We start from the raw sequence: 17773 nt of genomic DNA on the forward strand, positions 1-17773 counted from the left end.
CTTATTTCCTCTTCCTTGCTGTTTGCGTACGGAAAGCATTCCAAATGAATACGCCTCCGATTCCCGCTGAAAGGATACCTGCCATCAGCATCAGTGATAACAGCTGCTCGCCAGTTTGCGGCAAGCTTGCCGGCAGACCTGGCTGGTTGCCTGCTGCTGGCTTACCATCAGTTCCGCTTCCGACTGCTGGCACGACAGATTTTCCTGGCTCCGGTTTGACTGTGCCTGCATCAACTACAGGCTCTGGTCTGTCGGAACCCCCATCGACTGGTTCTGGACTTGATGGATCTTTCGGTGTTTCACCATTGACAGGTTCTTCTGGCTCATTCGGTTCTTCTTTAGTAGGTTCTGGCTCCAATTTGTTCGTTACTGTCAATTCTGCTGGAGCTGTTTGTGCTGTTTCGATTGTGAATGTGATTGGCGTTTGATCCAGCTGATAACCTGCAGGCGCCTTCGTTTCCACAAACTGATAGTCACCCGGCTTCAGCCCATCAACAATGATCTGACCGTTTTCATCTGTGATGAGATTTTCTTTCACCATGTTGCCCTTCTCGTCAATCAGATTGAATACAGCATCCTTCAGCACTTTGGAATTGTCGTCTGCATCGACTTTCTCAAGTACAGCTGTTCCCGGTGTCAGTTCGTTCACAGCTGTTACGATGGCTGCTTCTTGCTGACCTTTCTCTACGGTTACGTCAATTGGCGTTTCATTCAGTTCGTAACCTGCTGGCGCTTTTGTTTCGATGAACTGATAGTTTCCTGGCTTCAGTCCATCTACTGAAATGCGTCCATTTTCATCGGTGATCAGCTCTTCTTTGACTGTGGCACCTTTGTCATTTACGAGTTTGAACACAGCACCTTTCAGTTTCAATGTGTTATCGTCAGCATCGACTTTTTCCAGTACGGCTGTTCCTGGTGTCAGCTCATTCACTGCCGTTACAACAGCTGCTTCTTGCTGGGCTTTTTCCACAGTCACGTTGATTGGTGTGTCGTCCAGTTCATATCCTGCTGGTGCTTTCGTTTCGATGAATTGATAGTTGCCTGGCTTCAGTCCGACAACAGTGATTTGGCCTGCTTCATCTGTAACAAGCGCTTCTTTGACTGTTTCTCCTTCGGCATCGACCAGTTTAAATTCTGCATCTTTCAAAGAAACAGAGCTATCCGCGGCATCTACCTTTTTCAAGATGACTTTTCCTGTTGTCAGTTTGTTCACAGCCGTCACGACGGCTACTTGCTGCTGGCCTTTCTCTACGGTTACATCAATTGGCGTTTCATCCAGATCGTAACCGGCTGGTGCTTTTGTTTCGATGAACTGATAGTTTCCTGGCTTCAGTCCATCGATACTGATCCGGCCATTTTTATCGGTTGTAAGTGCTTCTTTGACTATTTCACCTTGCTCATTTACAAGTTTGAATGCAGCATCTTCCAAAAGGATGGCACTGTCGTCAGCATCGACTTTCTCCAGTACGACACTTCCTGGAGTGAGTGCATTGACTGCTTTTACAACCGCTGCTTGCTGCTGGCCTTTTTCTACCGTGACGTCAATTGGCTGGTCATTCAGCGTATAACCTGCCGGTGCTTGTGTCTCGACGAACTGGTAATCTCCTGGCTTCAAATCCTCGACGGAAATTCGGCCATTACGATCGGTTGTAAGCTTTTCTTTCACGGTGTTACCTTTACTGTCGACAAGCTTGAATTGTGCTCCTTCCAACATGATGGAGCTGTCATCGGCATCTGCTTTCTCCAATACCACACTGCCTCGAGTCAGTTCATTTTCCACTGTTGTTACAGTCGGCTGCTTCTGCGCTTTTTCAACTGTCACATCAATAGGTGTGTCATTCAATTCATAGCCTGCTGGTGCCTTTGTTTCAATGAACTGGTAGTTTCCTGGCTTCAATCCTTCGACCGTGACTCGACCATGCTTATCAGTTGTAAGCTCCTCTTTCACAGTATCGCCTTTACTATTCACCAGTTTGAACACAGCGCCTTCCAATAGGATAGCGTGCTCCTCAGCATCGACTTTCTCCAAAATGACCGATCCTGGTGTCAGTTCATTCACTGCAGTTACGACTGCTGCTTCTTTTTGGCTCTGCTCGACTGTCACGTCGATTGGTGCAGTGTTCAATTCATAGCCTGCTGGTGCCTTGGTTTCGATGAACTGATAGTTTCCTGGTTTTAAGTCTTCCACAGTGATACGGCCATCTTTATCTGTTACAAGTTCTTCCCTGACGGAATCACCGTTCTCGTTGACTAGCTTGAAGACAGCTCCTTCCAGCACTTGAGATTCATCATCTGCATCAACTTTATGCAAGATGACAGTTCCCAACGTCACTGCATTCTCAGCTGTTACGACGGCTGCTTCCTGCTGGGCTTTTTTCACAGTCACATCGATTGGCGTGTCGTTCAGTTCATATCCTGCTGGTGCTTTCGTTTCGATAAACTGATAGTTTCCTGGCTTCAGTCCATCGACTGAGATACGTCCGTTTTCATCGGTAGTAAGTTCTTCTTTGACGGTATCTCCATTGTCATTTAACAGTTTGAATACAGCGCCTTCGAGTTTCAAAGCACTATTGTCAGCATCGACTTTTTCCAGAACTGCTGATCCTGGCGTCAGTTCATTCACAGCTGTTACGACGGCTGCTTCTTGCTGACCTTTCTCTACGGTTACATCAATTGGCGTTTCATTCAGTTCGTAACCTGCTGGCGCTTTTGTTTCGATGAACTGATAGTTTCCTGGCTTCAGTCCATCTACTGAAATGCGTCCATTTTCATCGGTGATCAGCTCTTCTTTGACTGTGTCACCTTTGTCATTTACGAGTTTGAACACAGCACCTTTCAGTTTCAATGTGTTATCGTCAGCATCGACTTTTTCCAATACGGCTTTTCCTGGTGTCAGCTCATTCACTGCCGTTACAACAGCTGCTTCTTGCTGTGCTTTTTCCACAGTCACGTTGATTGGTGTGTCGTCCAGTTCATATCCTGCTGGTGCTTTCGTTTCGATGAATTGATAGTTTCCTGGTTTCAGTCCATCGACCGAGATACGCCCGTTTTCATCGGTGATCAGCTCTTCTTTGACTGTGTCACCTTTGTCATTCACGAGTTTGAACACGGCGCCCTCTAATTTAAGGTCCTTGTCATCCGCATCGACTTTTTCCAGTACAGCCGTTCCGGTTGTCAGTTCGTTCACAGCTGTTACGACTGCTGCTTCTTTTTGGCCTTTTTCGACAGTTACGCTTATCGGTGCATCATCCAGTTCATATCCGATAGGTGCCTTCGTTTCGACGAAGGTGTAGGAACCTGGTGCCAAGTCTTCGACGATGATGCGTCCTTCGCTATCTGTGTACAGCTTTTCCTTTACAGTATTGCCGTCGCTATCAAGCAAGCGGAATTCCGCATTCTCAAGATAGGCTTCCGGATTATCTTTATCAACTTTGATAAGTGACACTACACCTGGCTGGAGCGTATTCCCAGCTGTCACGCTAATTGGTGTTTGCTGTCCTTTTTCAATCGTGAAGTTGATCGGTGTATCATCCAGTACATAATTTTCCGGAGCACTTGTTTCCACGAGCTGATAATCTCCCGGCTTCAAATCACTGATCGTCAGCTGGCCATCATCATTCGTTGTCAGATTTTCCTGCAATGTCTTTCCTTCGCTATCGAGGAGACGGAATACGGCGCCCGCCAGGCTGACATTGTTGTCTTTCGCGTCGACTTTCTCCAGCATGACTGCGCCAGTTGAAAGTTCGTTGGTCAACTGGATGACAGCTGTTTCCTGCTGACTGCGTTCGATCGTCACTTGTTTTGATGCAGTGTTCAAATCATAGCCGAACGGTGCCTCTGTTTCCTTGATGATATAGTTCCCTGGAACGAGATCTCGGAAGGACAGCTTGCCTTCTTTATCCGTTTTGCCGGAAGCTATTTTTTCGCCGGCAGCTGTCCACAGATCGAATGCTGCTCCTTCAAGGAGGGCACTTGGATCCTCGCTGTCCACTTTGACAATTTCAAGCGATCCTTTTTTAAGATCGTTTTCCGCTGTCAACAAGACTTTTTCTGTCTGACTTCTTTCAATGATGAAACTGATTGGTGCATCATCTTTCAGGAAGTCAACTGGTGCCTTTGTCTCGACGAATCGATAACTTCCTGGCGCCAGATTATCCACAGTGATTTTCCCTGCTTCATCTGTTGTCAGGTTTTCCTTGATGACCTTGCCATCTTGATCTTGCAGTTCGAAAACAGCTCCTGAAAGTTTCTCGGAATTGTCATGTGCATTGACTTTGATCAATTCCACGCTGCCTGGCGTGAGCGTATTGTCCGCGGTGATGATCAATGGTTCTTTTTGGCTCTTGGCAATCTCGAAATCGATCGGTTTTTCATCCAGTACATAATCTGTCGGTGCTTTTGTCTCGATGAATTGATAAGCACCTGGTTTGAGATTTTCCACTACGATTCTGCCATTTTCATCTGTTGTCAGCTTCTCTTCGACGACATTGCCCTTACCGTCCACCAGCTTGAATTCCGCTCCAGCCAAAGTGATGGAGTCATCGGCGCTATCTTTCTTCTCCAAGACGATGCTGCCTGCAATCAGTTCATTTTCTGCATATACAACTGCAGCTTCCTGCTGGCTGCGTGTTACCTCGACATCGATTGGTGTCGCATCCAGCACATAGTTTTCCGGTGCTTTTGTTTCGATGAACTGATACTTGCCTGGTGCAAGATCGGAAACGATGATACGTCCATCTTGATCTGTGACCAAGTTCGTCTGTACGTCTGTACCTGATCTATCGACGAGTTTGTATTCTGCTCCTTGAAGCGGTACGTTCTCATTATCTTTATCCAGTTTGATCAAGGATACAGCACCTGGCGTCAGCGTATTTTCCGCTTCTACAGTCGGAATCACTTGCTGTCCTTTTTCAATGGTAAAGATGATTGGTGTACCGTTCAGCGTATAATCCGCTGGTGCTTTTGTTTCGACTAGCTGGTAATCACCCGGCTTCAAATCAGTGATGGATAGTTCGCCAGCTTCGTTGGTTGTCAAACCTTCTTGCAGTGTTTTGCCTGTTTCATCCTGCAATTCGAATACGGCACCGCTAAGGCCGATTGTACTTTCCTTGCTGTCGACTTTCTTCAATAAAACTGAACCAGTCGTCAGCTGATCCACTTGCTGCACAGTGACTACTTCTTCTTGGCTGCGTTCGACTGTCACCGGAATCGGTGTGGTATCCAAGTCATATCCGAATGGTGCATTTGCTTCGACAATTTCATAATCTCCTGGAAGCAACTCGTTAAACCGAAGCTTGCCAGTCTCATCTGTTGTGCCGGTTTGAACGATCTCACCAGCTTTTGTCCGGAGCTCGTATACTGCTCCTTCCAAACCTTTTTCTAAATCATCTTCGCCAACCTTGGTGATTTCGATTGCGCCTCTGATCAATTCGTTGACAGCTGTCACTGTCACTGCTTTCTCTTGGCTGCGCTCGATTTCGACTGTGATTGGCGTCTCATCCAACACAAAATCTGCTGGAGCTTTCACTTCGACAAACTGATAGGTTCCTGGAGCCAATCCTGTTACAGAGATCTTGCCTTCTTGATCGGTTACCAGATTTTCTTTCACCACATTACCTGATGCATCTTTCAGTACATATTCCGCACCAGCTAACACTTCCGCTGTATCATGTTTATTCACTTTCACCAACTGTACTGCACCTGGCTTCAGCGTGTTCGTCTGCTGTATCACCAATGCTTCTTGCTGGCTTTTCTCGACCGTGAAATCTATTGGCTCTGCGTCAAGCTCATAATCTGCCGGTGCTTCGATTTCGATGAATTGGTAATCACCCGGCTTCAAATCGTTCACCGTGATACGTCCATCTTTATCTGTCACCAGCTTTTCTTCCACAACATCGCCTTTGCTGTTCACCAGTTTGAAGGCCGCGCCTTCCAGCGTGATGCCATGGTCTGCACTATCGATTTTCTCCAGTACAACACTGCCCGGGATCAGCTTATTCGTCGCGTTCACAACCGCTGCTTCCTGCTGTCCTTTTTCGACAGTCACTTCGATTGGTGTATCGTTCAGCTCATAATGTTCTGGCGCTTTTGTCTCCATGAAGTAATACTTGCCTGGCGCCAAGTCTTCGACGATGATTCGTCCTTCTTCATTGGTGACCAAATTCTCTTTGACAGTTTCACCTTTTGCATTCTGCAGCTTGAATTCTGCTCCTGCCAAACGAAGATTCCCATCATCACTATCCGTCTTGATCAAGGAGACAGCACCAGGAGTCAGTGTATTGTCTGCTTTGACTTGGACAGCCTCCACTTGGCTGCGCTCGATGGTGAATGGCAGTTTCGTTTCATTCAGCTCGTAATTTGCTGGTGCTTGTGTTTCCTGGAAATAATAGCTTCCAGGCTGCAGATCGGAAACAGTCAGCTGTCCTGCTGTGTCTGTCTTCAATCCTTCGTGGACGAGTTCGCCATTTTCCTTATAAAGCGAAAACACTGCATCAGCCAGCACGGAAGCATCTTTGTCATCCACTTTTGTCAGGACGACTTCTCCCGGCTGCAGTTTATTGCTCATTTCACGTTCCACTTGTATGCTTGCTTCGTTGCTTTTTTCAATCGTGAAAGTGATCGGTGTCTGATCCAATTGATAATCATTCGGCGCTTTGGTTTCTATCAGCTGATAGTCACCAGGCGCAAGCTGATCCACTACCAGTACACCAGCTTCATTCGTGGTCAAACCTTGTTTCAATACCTTGCCATCTGCAGTTTGAAGCTCAAATACTGCACCTGCAAGCAAGGTGTCTCTCTGATCGGCATCCACTTTCGTCAGCTCGATGCCGCCTGTTACAAGTTTGTTTTGGACTTTTCCTAGATTGATTTCAGCTTGTTTCACCGGATCAATCGTAAACTTATGCACTGAACCATCCAGCTGGTAAAACTCCGGTGCTTTCGTTTCGACGATTTCATAGTTGCCAGGCCGCAAATCGTGAACTTCCACAAGTCCATTTCCATCACTTGTGAGCCCTTCTTTGATGACTTTCCCCGCTTCATCTTTCAAAGTGAAAACCGCACCTTGCAATGGGTTGCCTGCTTCATCTGTCTTTTGCAGTTTCACACTGCCTTTTTTGACTGCATTATCTTTCGTGACAGTCGTTACATAAGTTTGATCTGCCTTGATGTCAAAATAAACCGGATCGGCATTCAATTCATAAACATCTGGTGCAGCCGTCTCGATGAAGCGGTAATTGCCTGCCTCGAGATCTTTGACGGAAATCACACCATTTTCATCTGTTGTCAGGTTTTCCTGGATCTGCTTCCACTCACCGTCCACTTGCTGCTCGAGTTTGAAAACAGCTCCTTGGAGTGCCTCTTTCGTTTCCTTATCTGACTTTGTCAGGATGACATCGCGCGTGATTTCTTTGTTTTTGATCGTTGTTTTCGACTCACCATCCACGGTTACCTTCTGGGTATCCTGGATGCCGACGACATAGCCGAACGGAGCTTTATCTTCTTTAAGAAGATAGTCGTCATAAAGCAAGTTCTTGAACACTGCCTTACCATCTTCCCCAGTGGTCACACTGCGGATGGCAACTTTACCTTCGCTGTCATACAACGTGAATGTTGCACCAGCTAAAGCCTCGCCTGTCGCTGCATCCACCTTGGAAACTTCCAAACTGCCGTATTCACCGGAGCCCGTTCCGCTGCCTCCGCTTTTGCGGACAACGATCGTCTTGCCGGATTCAACTGTTTCGGTGGTGATGTTTTCTCCGGAGAAGACTGCTTTGTTGCTGATCTTTTCTCCATTGGCTGCATTGATATACGATTGATATTCGAGGATATATGCCCGGTCGATATCATCCAGGAAGGACAGTTCGAACGTTTGACTGCCGTCATCAGCTGTTCGTATATCCAGTTCATAGGCGTCTTTTGGTACTTCCTCCCCTTTGGAGAGACTGCCGTTTTCCGCTACATTCGTTTCATATAACTTGAAGCTGTCTTCCAGAAGGATCTGGTTCGACTGCTGTTCATCCGTCACTTTCGCTTTCGACACATGCGACTGCCCTTTATTGATATCGATCTTCCAATTGATCACATTGCCATTCTGACTGCCATCTTTTTCGTTGTAGCTGCCGCCATTCGCTACGGAAACCTGTGCCTTCAAATCGATCGGGTCCCGACCATCACTGGTTAAAGTCGCGGTGTTGTCGTAACGATTGACAATCAGCTCCCCAGCCAGGCTGGTTTTGTACTCGATCCAATATGGCTTGCTGTTGTCTTTCAGGATATTGACCTTGAAACCAGGTTCACCCTTGTCATTTTCAACCGCTCCAACTGTGTAATCTGTGCCTTCTTGCAATGGTGCACCTTTTTTGACGCCGTTATTGCCACCTGTCAATTCGACTTCATATACCTTCAGCGAACCATCGACTAAATTCTGCTTGCCTTGGATATAGTCTGTGACAGTGATATTTTGTAAATCTTTCAAGTCATAGTTGACCCCTACATTCCATGTGATCTCTTTTGAAACGGCATTGTAGGAACCGTTTTTAAAGCCGTTATTCACAGTATAGTTATCCGGATTGAATCCTGCTGCTGCTTCTTTGGTTTGATCTTTCCCGGATTCGTCCTTCCAATCCAGCACCACATGGTTCCGGAATTGCTTCTGCTCGCCTAAGCTGTCGTAATCAAAATCGGTTGTATAGGTGATGCGATATGGTGTCTTGATTTCATTCTTGAACTTGACCGTGAATCCATCAGCTGTAACGGCAAGCTCATAATCGTCTTCGGACAGTGTCTTGTTCGTTGCACGATCGACGATTTTAAACGTATCCTCTTGCATCGTCAGCCCTTTATTCGGATACGTATCCGTGATGACAACATCCTTCATCAGATGGGAGTCTTTGTTGAAATCGATCGTCCAGTTAGCAGTTTTATCTTTGTAGTTCACATTTGAGTGCCATTTGGAAAGGATTTGCTGGCTGACTCCTTGCCCTGTATCACTTTGGTTCTCGCCTACGATGACGCTATTATTGATACGGCCATCATCCATCACGCGACCATCTGCTTTTGTTTCATACGTGATTTTATAAGCGTTCTGGATGTCTTCATTGAACTGCAGCTGGAAGCCCCGCTTGCCATCTGCTGCCGGCTGTTCGTTGACTGTATAATTTGAATACGGTTCAGCTTTCGTTTGCTGCCCATTTTCACCAATCGTTACTTTTTCTACTTTGATCGAGTCTTTGATCAGCATATGTTTGTCATCGAATAGGTCTGTCAGTACAGCATCCTGCTGCTGGATCGTTTTTTCATTATAGTTGTATTGCACTTCCCATTTGATTGTTTGCTTGGCAGCATCATACGTTACACTGCGCTTGGCCAATGGTTTTCCGCGGCTGACATTGACAGAAGCTGTTGCCGGCAGATCCTCGATATTGGAACCTGTCAATGTAGCCGTGTTTTTATAAGCTGTACCGTCTGCATCGGTAATGTCAGTCTTGAATTCAACACGGTAAGCATCAGTCAGCTTGCCGAAATTGATTTCGAACGGCTCATCTTGAACTGTATACGCAGAAGGATCAACCAGTTCACCTGGTTTCACTGATCCATCAAGCTGGACATCCAGCTCATATACTTTGATTGAATCAGTCTGCAGCTGTTGGTTTTCTTCCAGTGGATCTTTCAAGACAGCATTCTCGATTGTCTGCAGCTGTTTGTTGAAATCGACCGTCCAAGTGATTTCCTTTGCATTGTAGCCACGGTCTGTTTTTCCTGATTTATCAATGGCATTCCCAGGCTTCGGCTGGAACCTGACTGGAATGACAGCTATGTCCTCTTCCTTGATGTTAAAAGTGATTTCCTGTTCGATGCTTCCTTCGATCCTTTCATGAAACTCCGTCCAGAAATGCAATGTTCCTTTCACATTGGAAAGCTTGGTGATATTGTCATTGAAAGTCATGACAACTGTGCCATCCATACTTAAATGATAAGTTCCGACACTTTCATCCCCGAATTCCAATTGTCCATCCACATCATTGTAGATCGCGAAGTAGTCCGGCAGTGAAAAAGTGAAAGTGGATCCTTCCCCATATGGGTGGCCATCAGCCAGCGCCCACTCCATATCAAGACTGACTTCATCTCCCAAGGATGGATGATTATCCGGGTTTTCATTCGCATCGATGATGTTGCCTTCTTTATCTTTCAACACGATGTTTGTGATGATATTTTCTTCTATCTCGCCTGTCTGGCGATTTTCAGCTGCAACTTCTTCATTTGCTTCTTCATTTGCTGCTTCAGTGTTTTCTTCAGTTTGTTCTTGATCTTGTTTCTGGTCTTGTTCTTGATCCTGATCCTGTTCCGCTTCCTTCGTTTCATCTGCGGCAGGTTCGGCTTGTTCTTCTGACTTGTCAGCTTCAGGCTCTTCTTTAGCTTCTTCCTTATCAACTGGCTGCTCGGCTTCCGTCACTGGTTTGGCGGGCACTGTTTCTTCCTGTTCCTCTCCTGTAAGTTCTTCCTGTTCTGGCTCTGTCGCTCCTTCTTCCGGAGGTTGTCCCTCCACTGGAGCAGGTTTCAAGTATAGCGGAACGACTTGCTCTTTATTTTCAACATAAAACGATAAGTTCGTCTCCTGTTCCGTACCATTCCGAAGTGCTTGCTCAATCTGTGCTTTCACTTCCAGTTTCCCGCTGGATGGTTTTTGCTCTTCATTGGTGAAGCGGAAAGATAGTATGCCATCTGCCAGCTCATACGTGCCAACTTCAACTTGTTCTGCATCAAGCAGAGCAGTCGGTTCGATTGTTGTATAGGTAAGTTGATCTGGTAGTGTTATGTTGTATGTATGATCTGATGTGTGCTGGTCCTTGTTCCAATTCACCTTCAGTTTTAAATCCGCGTCTCTGTCTAAGCTATTTTCAGCACTGACAGCATTGTCTTCCTTATCCGTCAGTTCAACCGTAGCCTGAAAAGGTTCCGTATCGGTCCCTTCTGCAAACACTTGGGCTGTTCCGAGTGTACCGGATAAAATCGTCTGCATAAGCATAATCGTGATAAGCATCATTACAGGTATTTTCTTTATCACTGCTTCTCGTTCTCCTTTACTTGTATTATGTCTGGCGCACGAAGCCCCAGACTGCCATCAACTTAACAAAGCTTTCTGAACAAAAACTGTACATTTTATCCAAAAACTCATGATAAAAGACCTGCAAATATTGTCGAATGGCAAAAAATCTTCCAAATACAGGATGAATATCCAAGAGAGATTGATATAATACCAACAAGAAGACTTTATGCTGGAGGCTATAGTATGAAAGTAATGCTCGTGGATGATGAGCCGTTAGCGCTGCAGTTTCTTGAATCACAGTTACATAGTATTGGGGATTTTAATATTGTCGGCGCCTATCAAACGTCTCGGGGACTGATCGAAGAAATTGCGGAGAAAAAGCCTGAACTACTATTTCTCGATATAAAAATCGGTTCTGTAAATGGAGTCGGGCTTGCAGCTGAAATCCAAGAAGAACATCCCGATTTGCCGATTGTATTCGTAACCGGTTACCAGGAATATGCCGTGCAGGCATTCGAGCTCAATGCATTGGATTATCTAGTGAAACCGATTCAAAAGGACAGATTGAGAAAAACCATCCAGCGATTGGATCTCGACGTACAGGAAAATGATCCGGGTGCACAGATACGAATCATTTGCATGAATGCATTGCAATTCAATCAAAATGGAGTGCCATTGACAGTTCAATGGAGAACGACGAAAGCAAAAGAGGTTTTCTGTTATCTGCTGCATCATGCCGGCAAGCCCGTTCGAAAGGATGTGCTGCTTGATCGATTTTGGGAAGAGACAGCGCCGGAGAAAGCTAAAACCCAGCTTTATTCCACTATTTATGTCATCCGGAAAACATTGGCTGCTTCACTTCCTGCGTTGTCGCTGAGCAGCCACAATCAGTGTTATCAGCTGCAGCTTGGAAATGCCGAGGTGGATATTGTGCAATGGCAGGATCACATCAATCATCTGCCGGCATTACATGAACACTCTTTAGCAAGCTATCTCACATTGCTGCAGGACTATAAGGGAGATTATTTTGCTGGAGAAGGGTACGAATGGGCAGAATCCAGGCAAAATCAACTGAGGGAACTATGGATTAAAACCGCCATCCTGACTGGTGCCTATTTGGAGGAACAGAACAGATTGGAAGATGCTATTTCCCTATACATGCGAATGCAAGCTGAATACCCGTATCTAGCACATAGCTATATAAGGCTCATGCATCTGTATGATGTGATTGGCGAAACAGGTGAAGTGGTGAGTCAGTATGAGCGCTTGACGATCATGCTGGAAGAGGAATTCGGTATTGCTCCGGAACCGGAACTGATGGCATGGTATGAATCATGGCGGGTTCAGCATACGCGGGGCTGAAAGCAGGAGGAATACGATGAAACGCAGTAGGAAACTGATGATCATTTTAGCTTTTGCTGCTGCCTTGACGTTAGGAAGGGTGATCTGGTATCACACACAAATACCAGATATACAGCCCGTGGCAGTCAGCGGTGAAATGGATGCAAGCCAGATTGACTTCTCAAAAAGCCGCTCCATCGGCATGGATGGTGAATGGAAACGGTTGACCAAGGCAAATGAATCTGTTTATCAGCCGCTGCCGAAATATATGAAACCGGAAGCTGCCGGGACTTACGAAATGAAAATACAGGTCGGTGATCAAGCGGACAGATACGCTCTTTCCATCCGTTCATTTTATTCCGATTTCTCTGTATACAGCAATGACCAGCTCGTCTACCAGACGACAGACTATGAAAAAGGACCAGCCACTCCGGTTACGATCAGTGATGTAAGAGCCGATCAAAACGGACAGATCGATTTAGAGCTGCATTTCGAAGAATTTCACGGAAATGAACGGGCACGATCCATGATCAACGTGCGTTTTGGTGCCTCGCAGCAAATCCAAAAAGAATCCTATCAGGCCGGCTTGCTCCAATTCTTTGTCGGGGCCATCATATTCCTTCATGCACTCTACGCGTTTGTGCTGTATTTGATGAAGCCGACGAAAATCGGTGCCTTATTCTTCTCGATTGGAGCCTTATTGGCAAGTATGGCTGTTGTGACTTCCGATTATAATACGCTCGGATATGTGATGCCACTCAGTCACGAATGGTATGTAAGGATTGTTTATTTCAGCTATATCGGCCTAAGCTTTTTCTTCCTGCTTTTTGCAGTCTTCACTTTCACGAAAGCTGCTTTCAAGTGGCCATTCATCATCTTATATGCCTTGTATACGAGTTACTTGATCTATATCCTATCCGTACCAATAGAGTATGTACGTTATGTCATCGGGATTGCTGTTTCCCTGACCCTTGCTTTCTCCATTATATTTTTGATTTTATTCCGTGCTGTTTTTCTCAGTGGGGAAAGGGCATTACCATTATTCCTTGCAGGTGCTGCCGTCATCTCCCATGTTGCCTGGACCATATTGGTAGGGAATCTTCCATTTCTCGAAGATACATTCCGAGGTGCCATCAAGGCCGGCTTCTATCCTTTAGATATCACCATTGCATTGATTTGCTTCTGCAGCTTCTGGTTCCTGCGCTTCTTCCAGACAGAAGCAGAGAACAAGCAGTATATCGAACAATTGGAAACTGAACAAAAACGGAAAGATCAATTTTTGGCGAACACATCCCATGAGCTGCGCACACCTTTGCATGGGATGATGAATATGGTTCAAAGTGTACTCGAGAAGGAAGATGAACTGGACGATCGCAGTCGCTATCAGCTTCAACTGATTCATACGATCAGCCGCAAAATGTCTTATTTGATCAATGACCTGATCGATGTCACGCAGATGAAATCCAACAAGGTCCGACTCGCATCAGCTCCCATCCCCATCGAACCGATCATAATCGGCACTGTGGATATGCTGCGTTTCATGACGGATGAAAAACATGTGGAAATCCACCTGCGGATGCCTGACAATCTGCCTCTCATATATGCAGATGAACACCGAGTCACCCAGATAATGACAAACATGCTGCATAATGCGCTGAAGTTCACACCAGCAGGAGACATCACGATCGACGTTACAGCCGATGATTCCAATCTCCTGGTCAAGGTCAAGGATACTGGTATCGGAATGGATGCAAAAACGCAGGCGAGAATTTTCCACCCTTACGAGAAGGGGGAAGATTCCATTTCCGAGAGCGAAGGAATAGGTTTGGGTCTTAGCATCAGCAAACAGCTGGCCGAAATGCATGGCGGTTCTTTGACAGCGGAGTCAGAACCAGAGAAAGGGTCTGTCTTTACACTGCGCTTACCGCTCGCAGCTGATCGGATTGCAAAACATGTTGCGGATGATTCGGCATTCACCGAAACTGCCGCTGCTGCACCGGCAGCCGAACAAGCGGTTCCGGCTGTGTCAGGCTGCCGTATCCTTGCGATAGACGATGACCCTGTCAATCTTATGGTGCTTAAACAAGCATTGGAAGCAGATGGACATCAAGTCAGCACTGTTTCGGCCTCAGCGGATTTCATCCGGCTGTTGGAGTCGGAAAAATGGGATTTGCTCATCATCGACGTCATGATGCCGCAGATTTCCGGTTTCCGATTGACCGAAATGGTCAGGGAAAGGTTCAGCCTTACCGAATTGCCTATCTTGCTGCTGACGGCCCGTTCCCAGCCTGAAGACATTCACGCCGGCTTCCAGGCTGGCGCCAATGAATATGTCACAAAACCAGTGGATATGCTCGAGATGAAATCACGCATCAAATCGCTGCTGGACCTGAAAGTTTCGATCGAGGATCGGCTGCGTATCGAAGCGGCTTGGCTGCAAGCACAGATTCATCCGCATTTCCTTTTCAATACACTGAATACGATCGCTGCACTGAGTTCGATTGATAATGACCGGATGCTGCGCCTGCTTCAAGAGTTTGGCAACTATTTGCAAGTCAGCTTCAGCGGGAAAAACCTCTCCAGCATGATTCCGATCGCAAAGGAACTGGATTTGGTACAATCTTATTTATATATCCAAAAGGAACGCTTCGGCGAAAAGCTGCAAATCGACTGGGAAATTGACCGGGAACTTCAATTCGGCATACCTCCCCTGACACTGCAGCCACTAGTTGAAAATAGCATTCTTCATGGCTTGCAGCCAAAAGAAGAAGGCGGCACGATACGTATACAACTGTTTAAAAACAGAGACAATGCCATCATTCGAATCGCAGATGACGGTATTGGGATTTCTTCTGATACATTGCAATCACTGCACATATCAAAGGGTCACAGGGACAGTATCGGTTTGATCAACACCCATACGCGATTGAAGAAGCTAAACGGGTGCGGACTGCTTATATGCAGTGAAGTTGGGAAAGGAACGACGATACAAATCAGTATCCCTCTGTCTGACGGAAACGAGTGAAGACCAGCTGCCCACACACGGGAATACTGGTCTTCTTTTTCATTTCAGCTTCTCAGGCAGACTATGAATGGAAGCTATCAGCGTGTTCAATTTGTTTTCGATCCGGTGCATCAAGTAAAAAGTGACAGCTGCCGGGAAACCGAATTCTTTTATGATCGCAAGCCATGGCTCCATCTCCATCGGGTGCCTCCTTCCTTATTTCAAAAAAGGAGTGCAGCTCGCAAGCGTGCACTCCCCTTTTGCATTTAGAATATTTCCTGTTCGGTGCGATCGACGATGCGGGCGCCTTTTTTCGAGACAAGCGCGCCGCCGCTCGATGAGATGACATTCTGTGCAATGACCGTGTCCATTGCCTGATTGATCGCCGCCTCATCGAATGGTTCGACTGGCTGCTCCAAGCTGATGGTCACTGTTTTGCCTTCTTCATTCAAAAACTGCAGATCCAGCTTCTTCATGTCCTATTCCCCCTTTTTTTGTCTATTTTTGCTGCATTAGTCTTGTCGCAAAATGGAGTGGTCGTTCTTCTCCACTGCGTAGAAATCACGCTGCTGGAGCGGTACTAATGCATCCGCGAATGCATGCAGCTCATCCGGTGTTGCATCAAGTCTGATGTTGTTAAAACTCTTTGTTTTGTATTTGTCTTTGCCTGTCTCCGGATCGACGCCGTCGAATAGCACGATGCTGAGGCGCGTTTTGTTATGGGTTGCAATGACTGCCATGTCTCTCCCCTCCTTTCACAGCTATAATCGGAGCATGTCCCGAAAAAGTGTGGAAAAAGTTTAGAAAAAATGACAGAAACCTAGTCCCTTCCCAGAGGTACTGGGTTTGTGCTTGTAATATAATAGTAATTTTACGTTGATGCTGTTTCATAGTACAATTAAGGTTAGCATGTTCTGCTATCAGGTAGACTTTACCAGCGATTTCAATGAATAAACATACAGATATATTAGTAAAAAAAGGAGTTTAATCATGCCAAGAAGGTCACCTTACCAACCTCAGCCGCCTCGGCGAAAAGTGAAGAAAAAGCTAAATAAAAAACGAATTGTGATGCTATTCCTGATCCCGATTTTGATCTTTGGAGCAGGCGGCGTAGCGTATGCAGCGCACCTATGGACATCGGCGGCAAATGCCCTCGACAAGGCTCATGTTGCCGATTCAAGGGATAAATCAGCTTTACGTGATGAAGCAGTCGACCCCGTCGAGGATAATGTTTCGATATTATTCATGGGAGTGGATGACAGTGATACGCGTAAGGAAGGGAATTCCCGTTCTGATGCGATGATCCTCGCCACATTCAATAAAGATGAACACAGCGTCGATTTGCTGAGCATTCCGCGTGATTCGTATGTGTACGTACCGGAAGTGGACCGCAAAACGAAAATCACACATGCACACGCTTATGGCGGTGCCGAAGCGAGCGTCGAGACTGTCGAGAACTTCTTGAATGTGCCTGTTGATTATTATGCAGAAATCAATTTCAATGCCTTCATGGATATCATCGACACACTAGGCGGCATCGAAGTGAATGTTCCGTACGAATTGTCCGAACAAAACTCGAAAGACCAAAAAGACGCCATCCATTTGGAAAAAGGATTGCAGGAGCTGAACGGTGAAGAAGCCTTGGCACTTGCCCGCACACGTCATTATGATAATGACATCGAACGCGGCAAACGCCAGCAGGAAATCATCAAAGCCATGATCACCAAAGCATCATCGGCAGGCTCCGTCTTCAAATATGATGGATTGATTCAGGATGTTGGTGACAATCTAAGCACAAGCCTGACATTCGACCAAATCAAAAGCTTCATCTCATACGGCACAAGCAATGACCTGAAAATCAATACACTGAATCTGGACGGTACCGGCGGCAAGCTGAACGACGGCATCTGGTACTACCAAGTCGACCCAACTTCCCTTGCAGATATCCAGAAACAGCTCCGTAAGCATCTCGATTTGCCGGAAGCAGTCGATACAGACAGCGTGGAAACAGATGGTGCTGGTGTTTATGATAATACCGGTACGACTGATGGTACTGGAACTACTGATTCGACGGGTTCTACCAATAGTGGAACTGGGTCTACTGGTTCCACCGGTAGCACTGGCTCTACTGGGACTTCTGGTTTCACTGACAGCACAGGCTCTACCGGGACTTCTGGTTCCACTGACAGCACAGGCTCTACCGGGACTTCTGATTCCACTGACAGCAGCACTGATACGACAGGAACATCCAGTAATACAACGGACAGTACAACCTATGAAGATACAACTGGCACTAGCGTAACACCATAAATGAACAAAACTGCCACCCAGAAAAAGGGTGGCAGTTCCTTTTGTACGTAATGCTATATTGTAAAGGCAAT

General features: G+C 46.3%; 7 protein-coding genes. 3 read left to right on the top strand and 4 right to left on the bottom strand.

Translation table 11 applies throughout. The annotated features are described in order from the left end of the window. Position 1 precedes the first annotated feature (1 nt). Complete coding sequence (locus SFC66_RS01995) at positions 2-11065, bottom strand: SpaA isopeptide-forming pilin-related protein (RefSeq protein ID WP_411217032.1); 11064 nt, start codon at positions 11063-11065, stop codon at positions 2-4. Positions 11066-11290: 225 nt separating this feature from the next. Here SFC66_RS01995 and SFC66_RS02000 point away from each other — a divergent pair, with 225 nt between their 5' ends. Both SFC66_RS02000 and SFC66_RS02005 read left to right on the top strand, forming a co-directional pair. Continuing rightward, on the top strand, positions 11291-12409 hold the full coding sequence (locus SFC66_RS02000) for a response regulator (protein ID WP_411217033.1): 1119 nt from the start codon (positions 11291-11293) through the stop codon (positions 12407-12409). Positions 12410-12425: 16 nt separating this feature from the next. Further along, positions 12426-15413, top strand: coding sequence for a hybrid sensor histidine kinase/response regulator (locus tag SFC66_RS02005; RefSeq protein WP_411217034.1), 2988 nt, complete (start codon positions 12426-12428; stop codon positions 15411-15413). Positions 15414-15452: 39 nt separating this feature from the next. Here SFC66_RS02005 and SFC66_RS02010 read toward each other — a convergent pair whose 3' ends face one another. The 3 genes from SFC66_RS02010 to SFC66_RS02020 all read right to left on the bottom strand — a co-directional run bounded on the left by SFC66_RS02010 (position 15453) and on the right by SFC66_RS02020 (position 16132). Continuing rightward, positions 15453-15587 carry a YvrJ family protein gene (locus SFC66_RS02010; RefSeq protein ID WP_077307232.1) on the bottom strand — a complete coding sequence of 45 codons (135 nt, stop codon included), beginning with the start codon at positions 15585-15587 and terminating at the stop codon, positions 15453-15455. Between the two features lie 71 nt (positions 15588-15658). Next, positions 15659-15868, bottom strand: coding sequence for a DUF2922 domain-containing protein (locus tag SFC66_RS02015; protein WP_411217035.1), 210 nt, complete (start codon positions 15866-15868; stop codon positions 15659-15661). Between the two features lie 36 nt (positions 15869-15904). Further along, on the bottom strand, positions 15905-16132 hold the full coding sequence (locus SFC66_RS02020) for a DUF1659 domain-containing protein (RefSeq protein ID WP_411217036.1): 228 nt from the start codon (positions 16130-16132) through the stop codon (positions 15905-15907). 250 nt (positions 16133-16382) lie between these two features. On the opposite strand from SFC66_RS02020, the gene SFC66_RS02025 reads away from it, so the two are divergent. Beyond that, complete coding sequence (locus SFC66_RS02025; RefSeq protein WP_411217037.1) at positions 16383-17702, top strand: LCP family protein; 1320 nt, start codon at positions 16383-16385, stop codon at positions 17700-17702. Positions 17703-17773 lie beyond the last annotated feature (71 nt).

This window comes from Terribacillus saccharophilus (genome assembly GCF_046592895.1).
GTDB lineage: Bacteria > Bacillota > Bacilli > Bacillales > Amphibacillaceae > Terribacillus > Terribacillus saccharophilus_D.

What these genes read in the sequence shown, in the direction of transcription:
- SFC66_RS02005 (WP_411217034.1), top strand. Translation starts at nt 12,426, where the DNA reads ATGAAACGCAGTAGGAAACTGATGATCATTTTAGCTTTTGCTGCTGCC.
- SFC66_RS02010 (WP_077307232.1), bottom strand. Translation starts at nt 15,587, where the DNA reads ATGGAGCCATGGCTTGCGATCATAAAAGAATTCGGTTTCCCGGCAGCT.
- SFC66_RS02020 (WP_411217036.1), bottom strand. Translation starts at nt 16,132, where the DNA reads ATGGCAGTCATTGCAACCCATAACAAAACGCGCCTCAGCATCGTGCTA.
- SFC66_RS02000 (WP_411217033.1), top strand. Translation starts at nt 11,291, where the DNA reads ATGAAAGTAATGCTCGTGGATGATGAGCCGTTAGCGCTGCAGTTTCTT.
- SFC66_RS02025 (WP_411217037.1), top strand. Translation starts at nt 16,383, where the DNA reads ATGCCAAGAAGGTCACCTTACCAACCTCAGCCGCCTCGGCGAAAAGTG.
- SFC66_RS02015 (WP_411217035.1), bottom strand. Translation starts at nt 15,868, where the DNA reads ATGAAGAAGCTGGATCTGCAGTTTTTGAATGAAGAAGGCAAAACAGTG.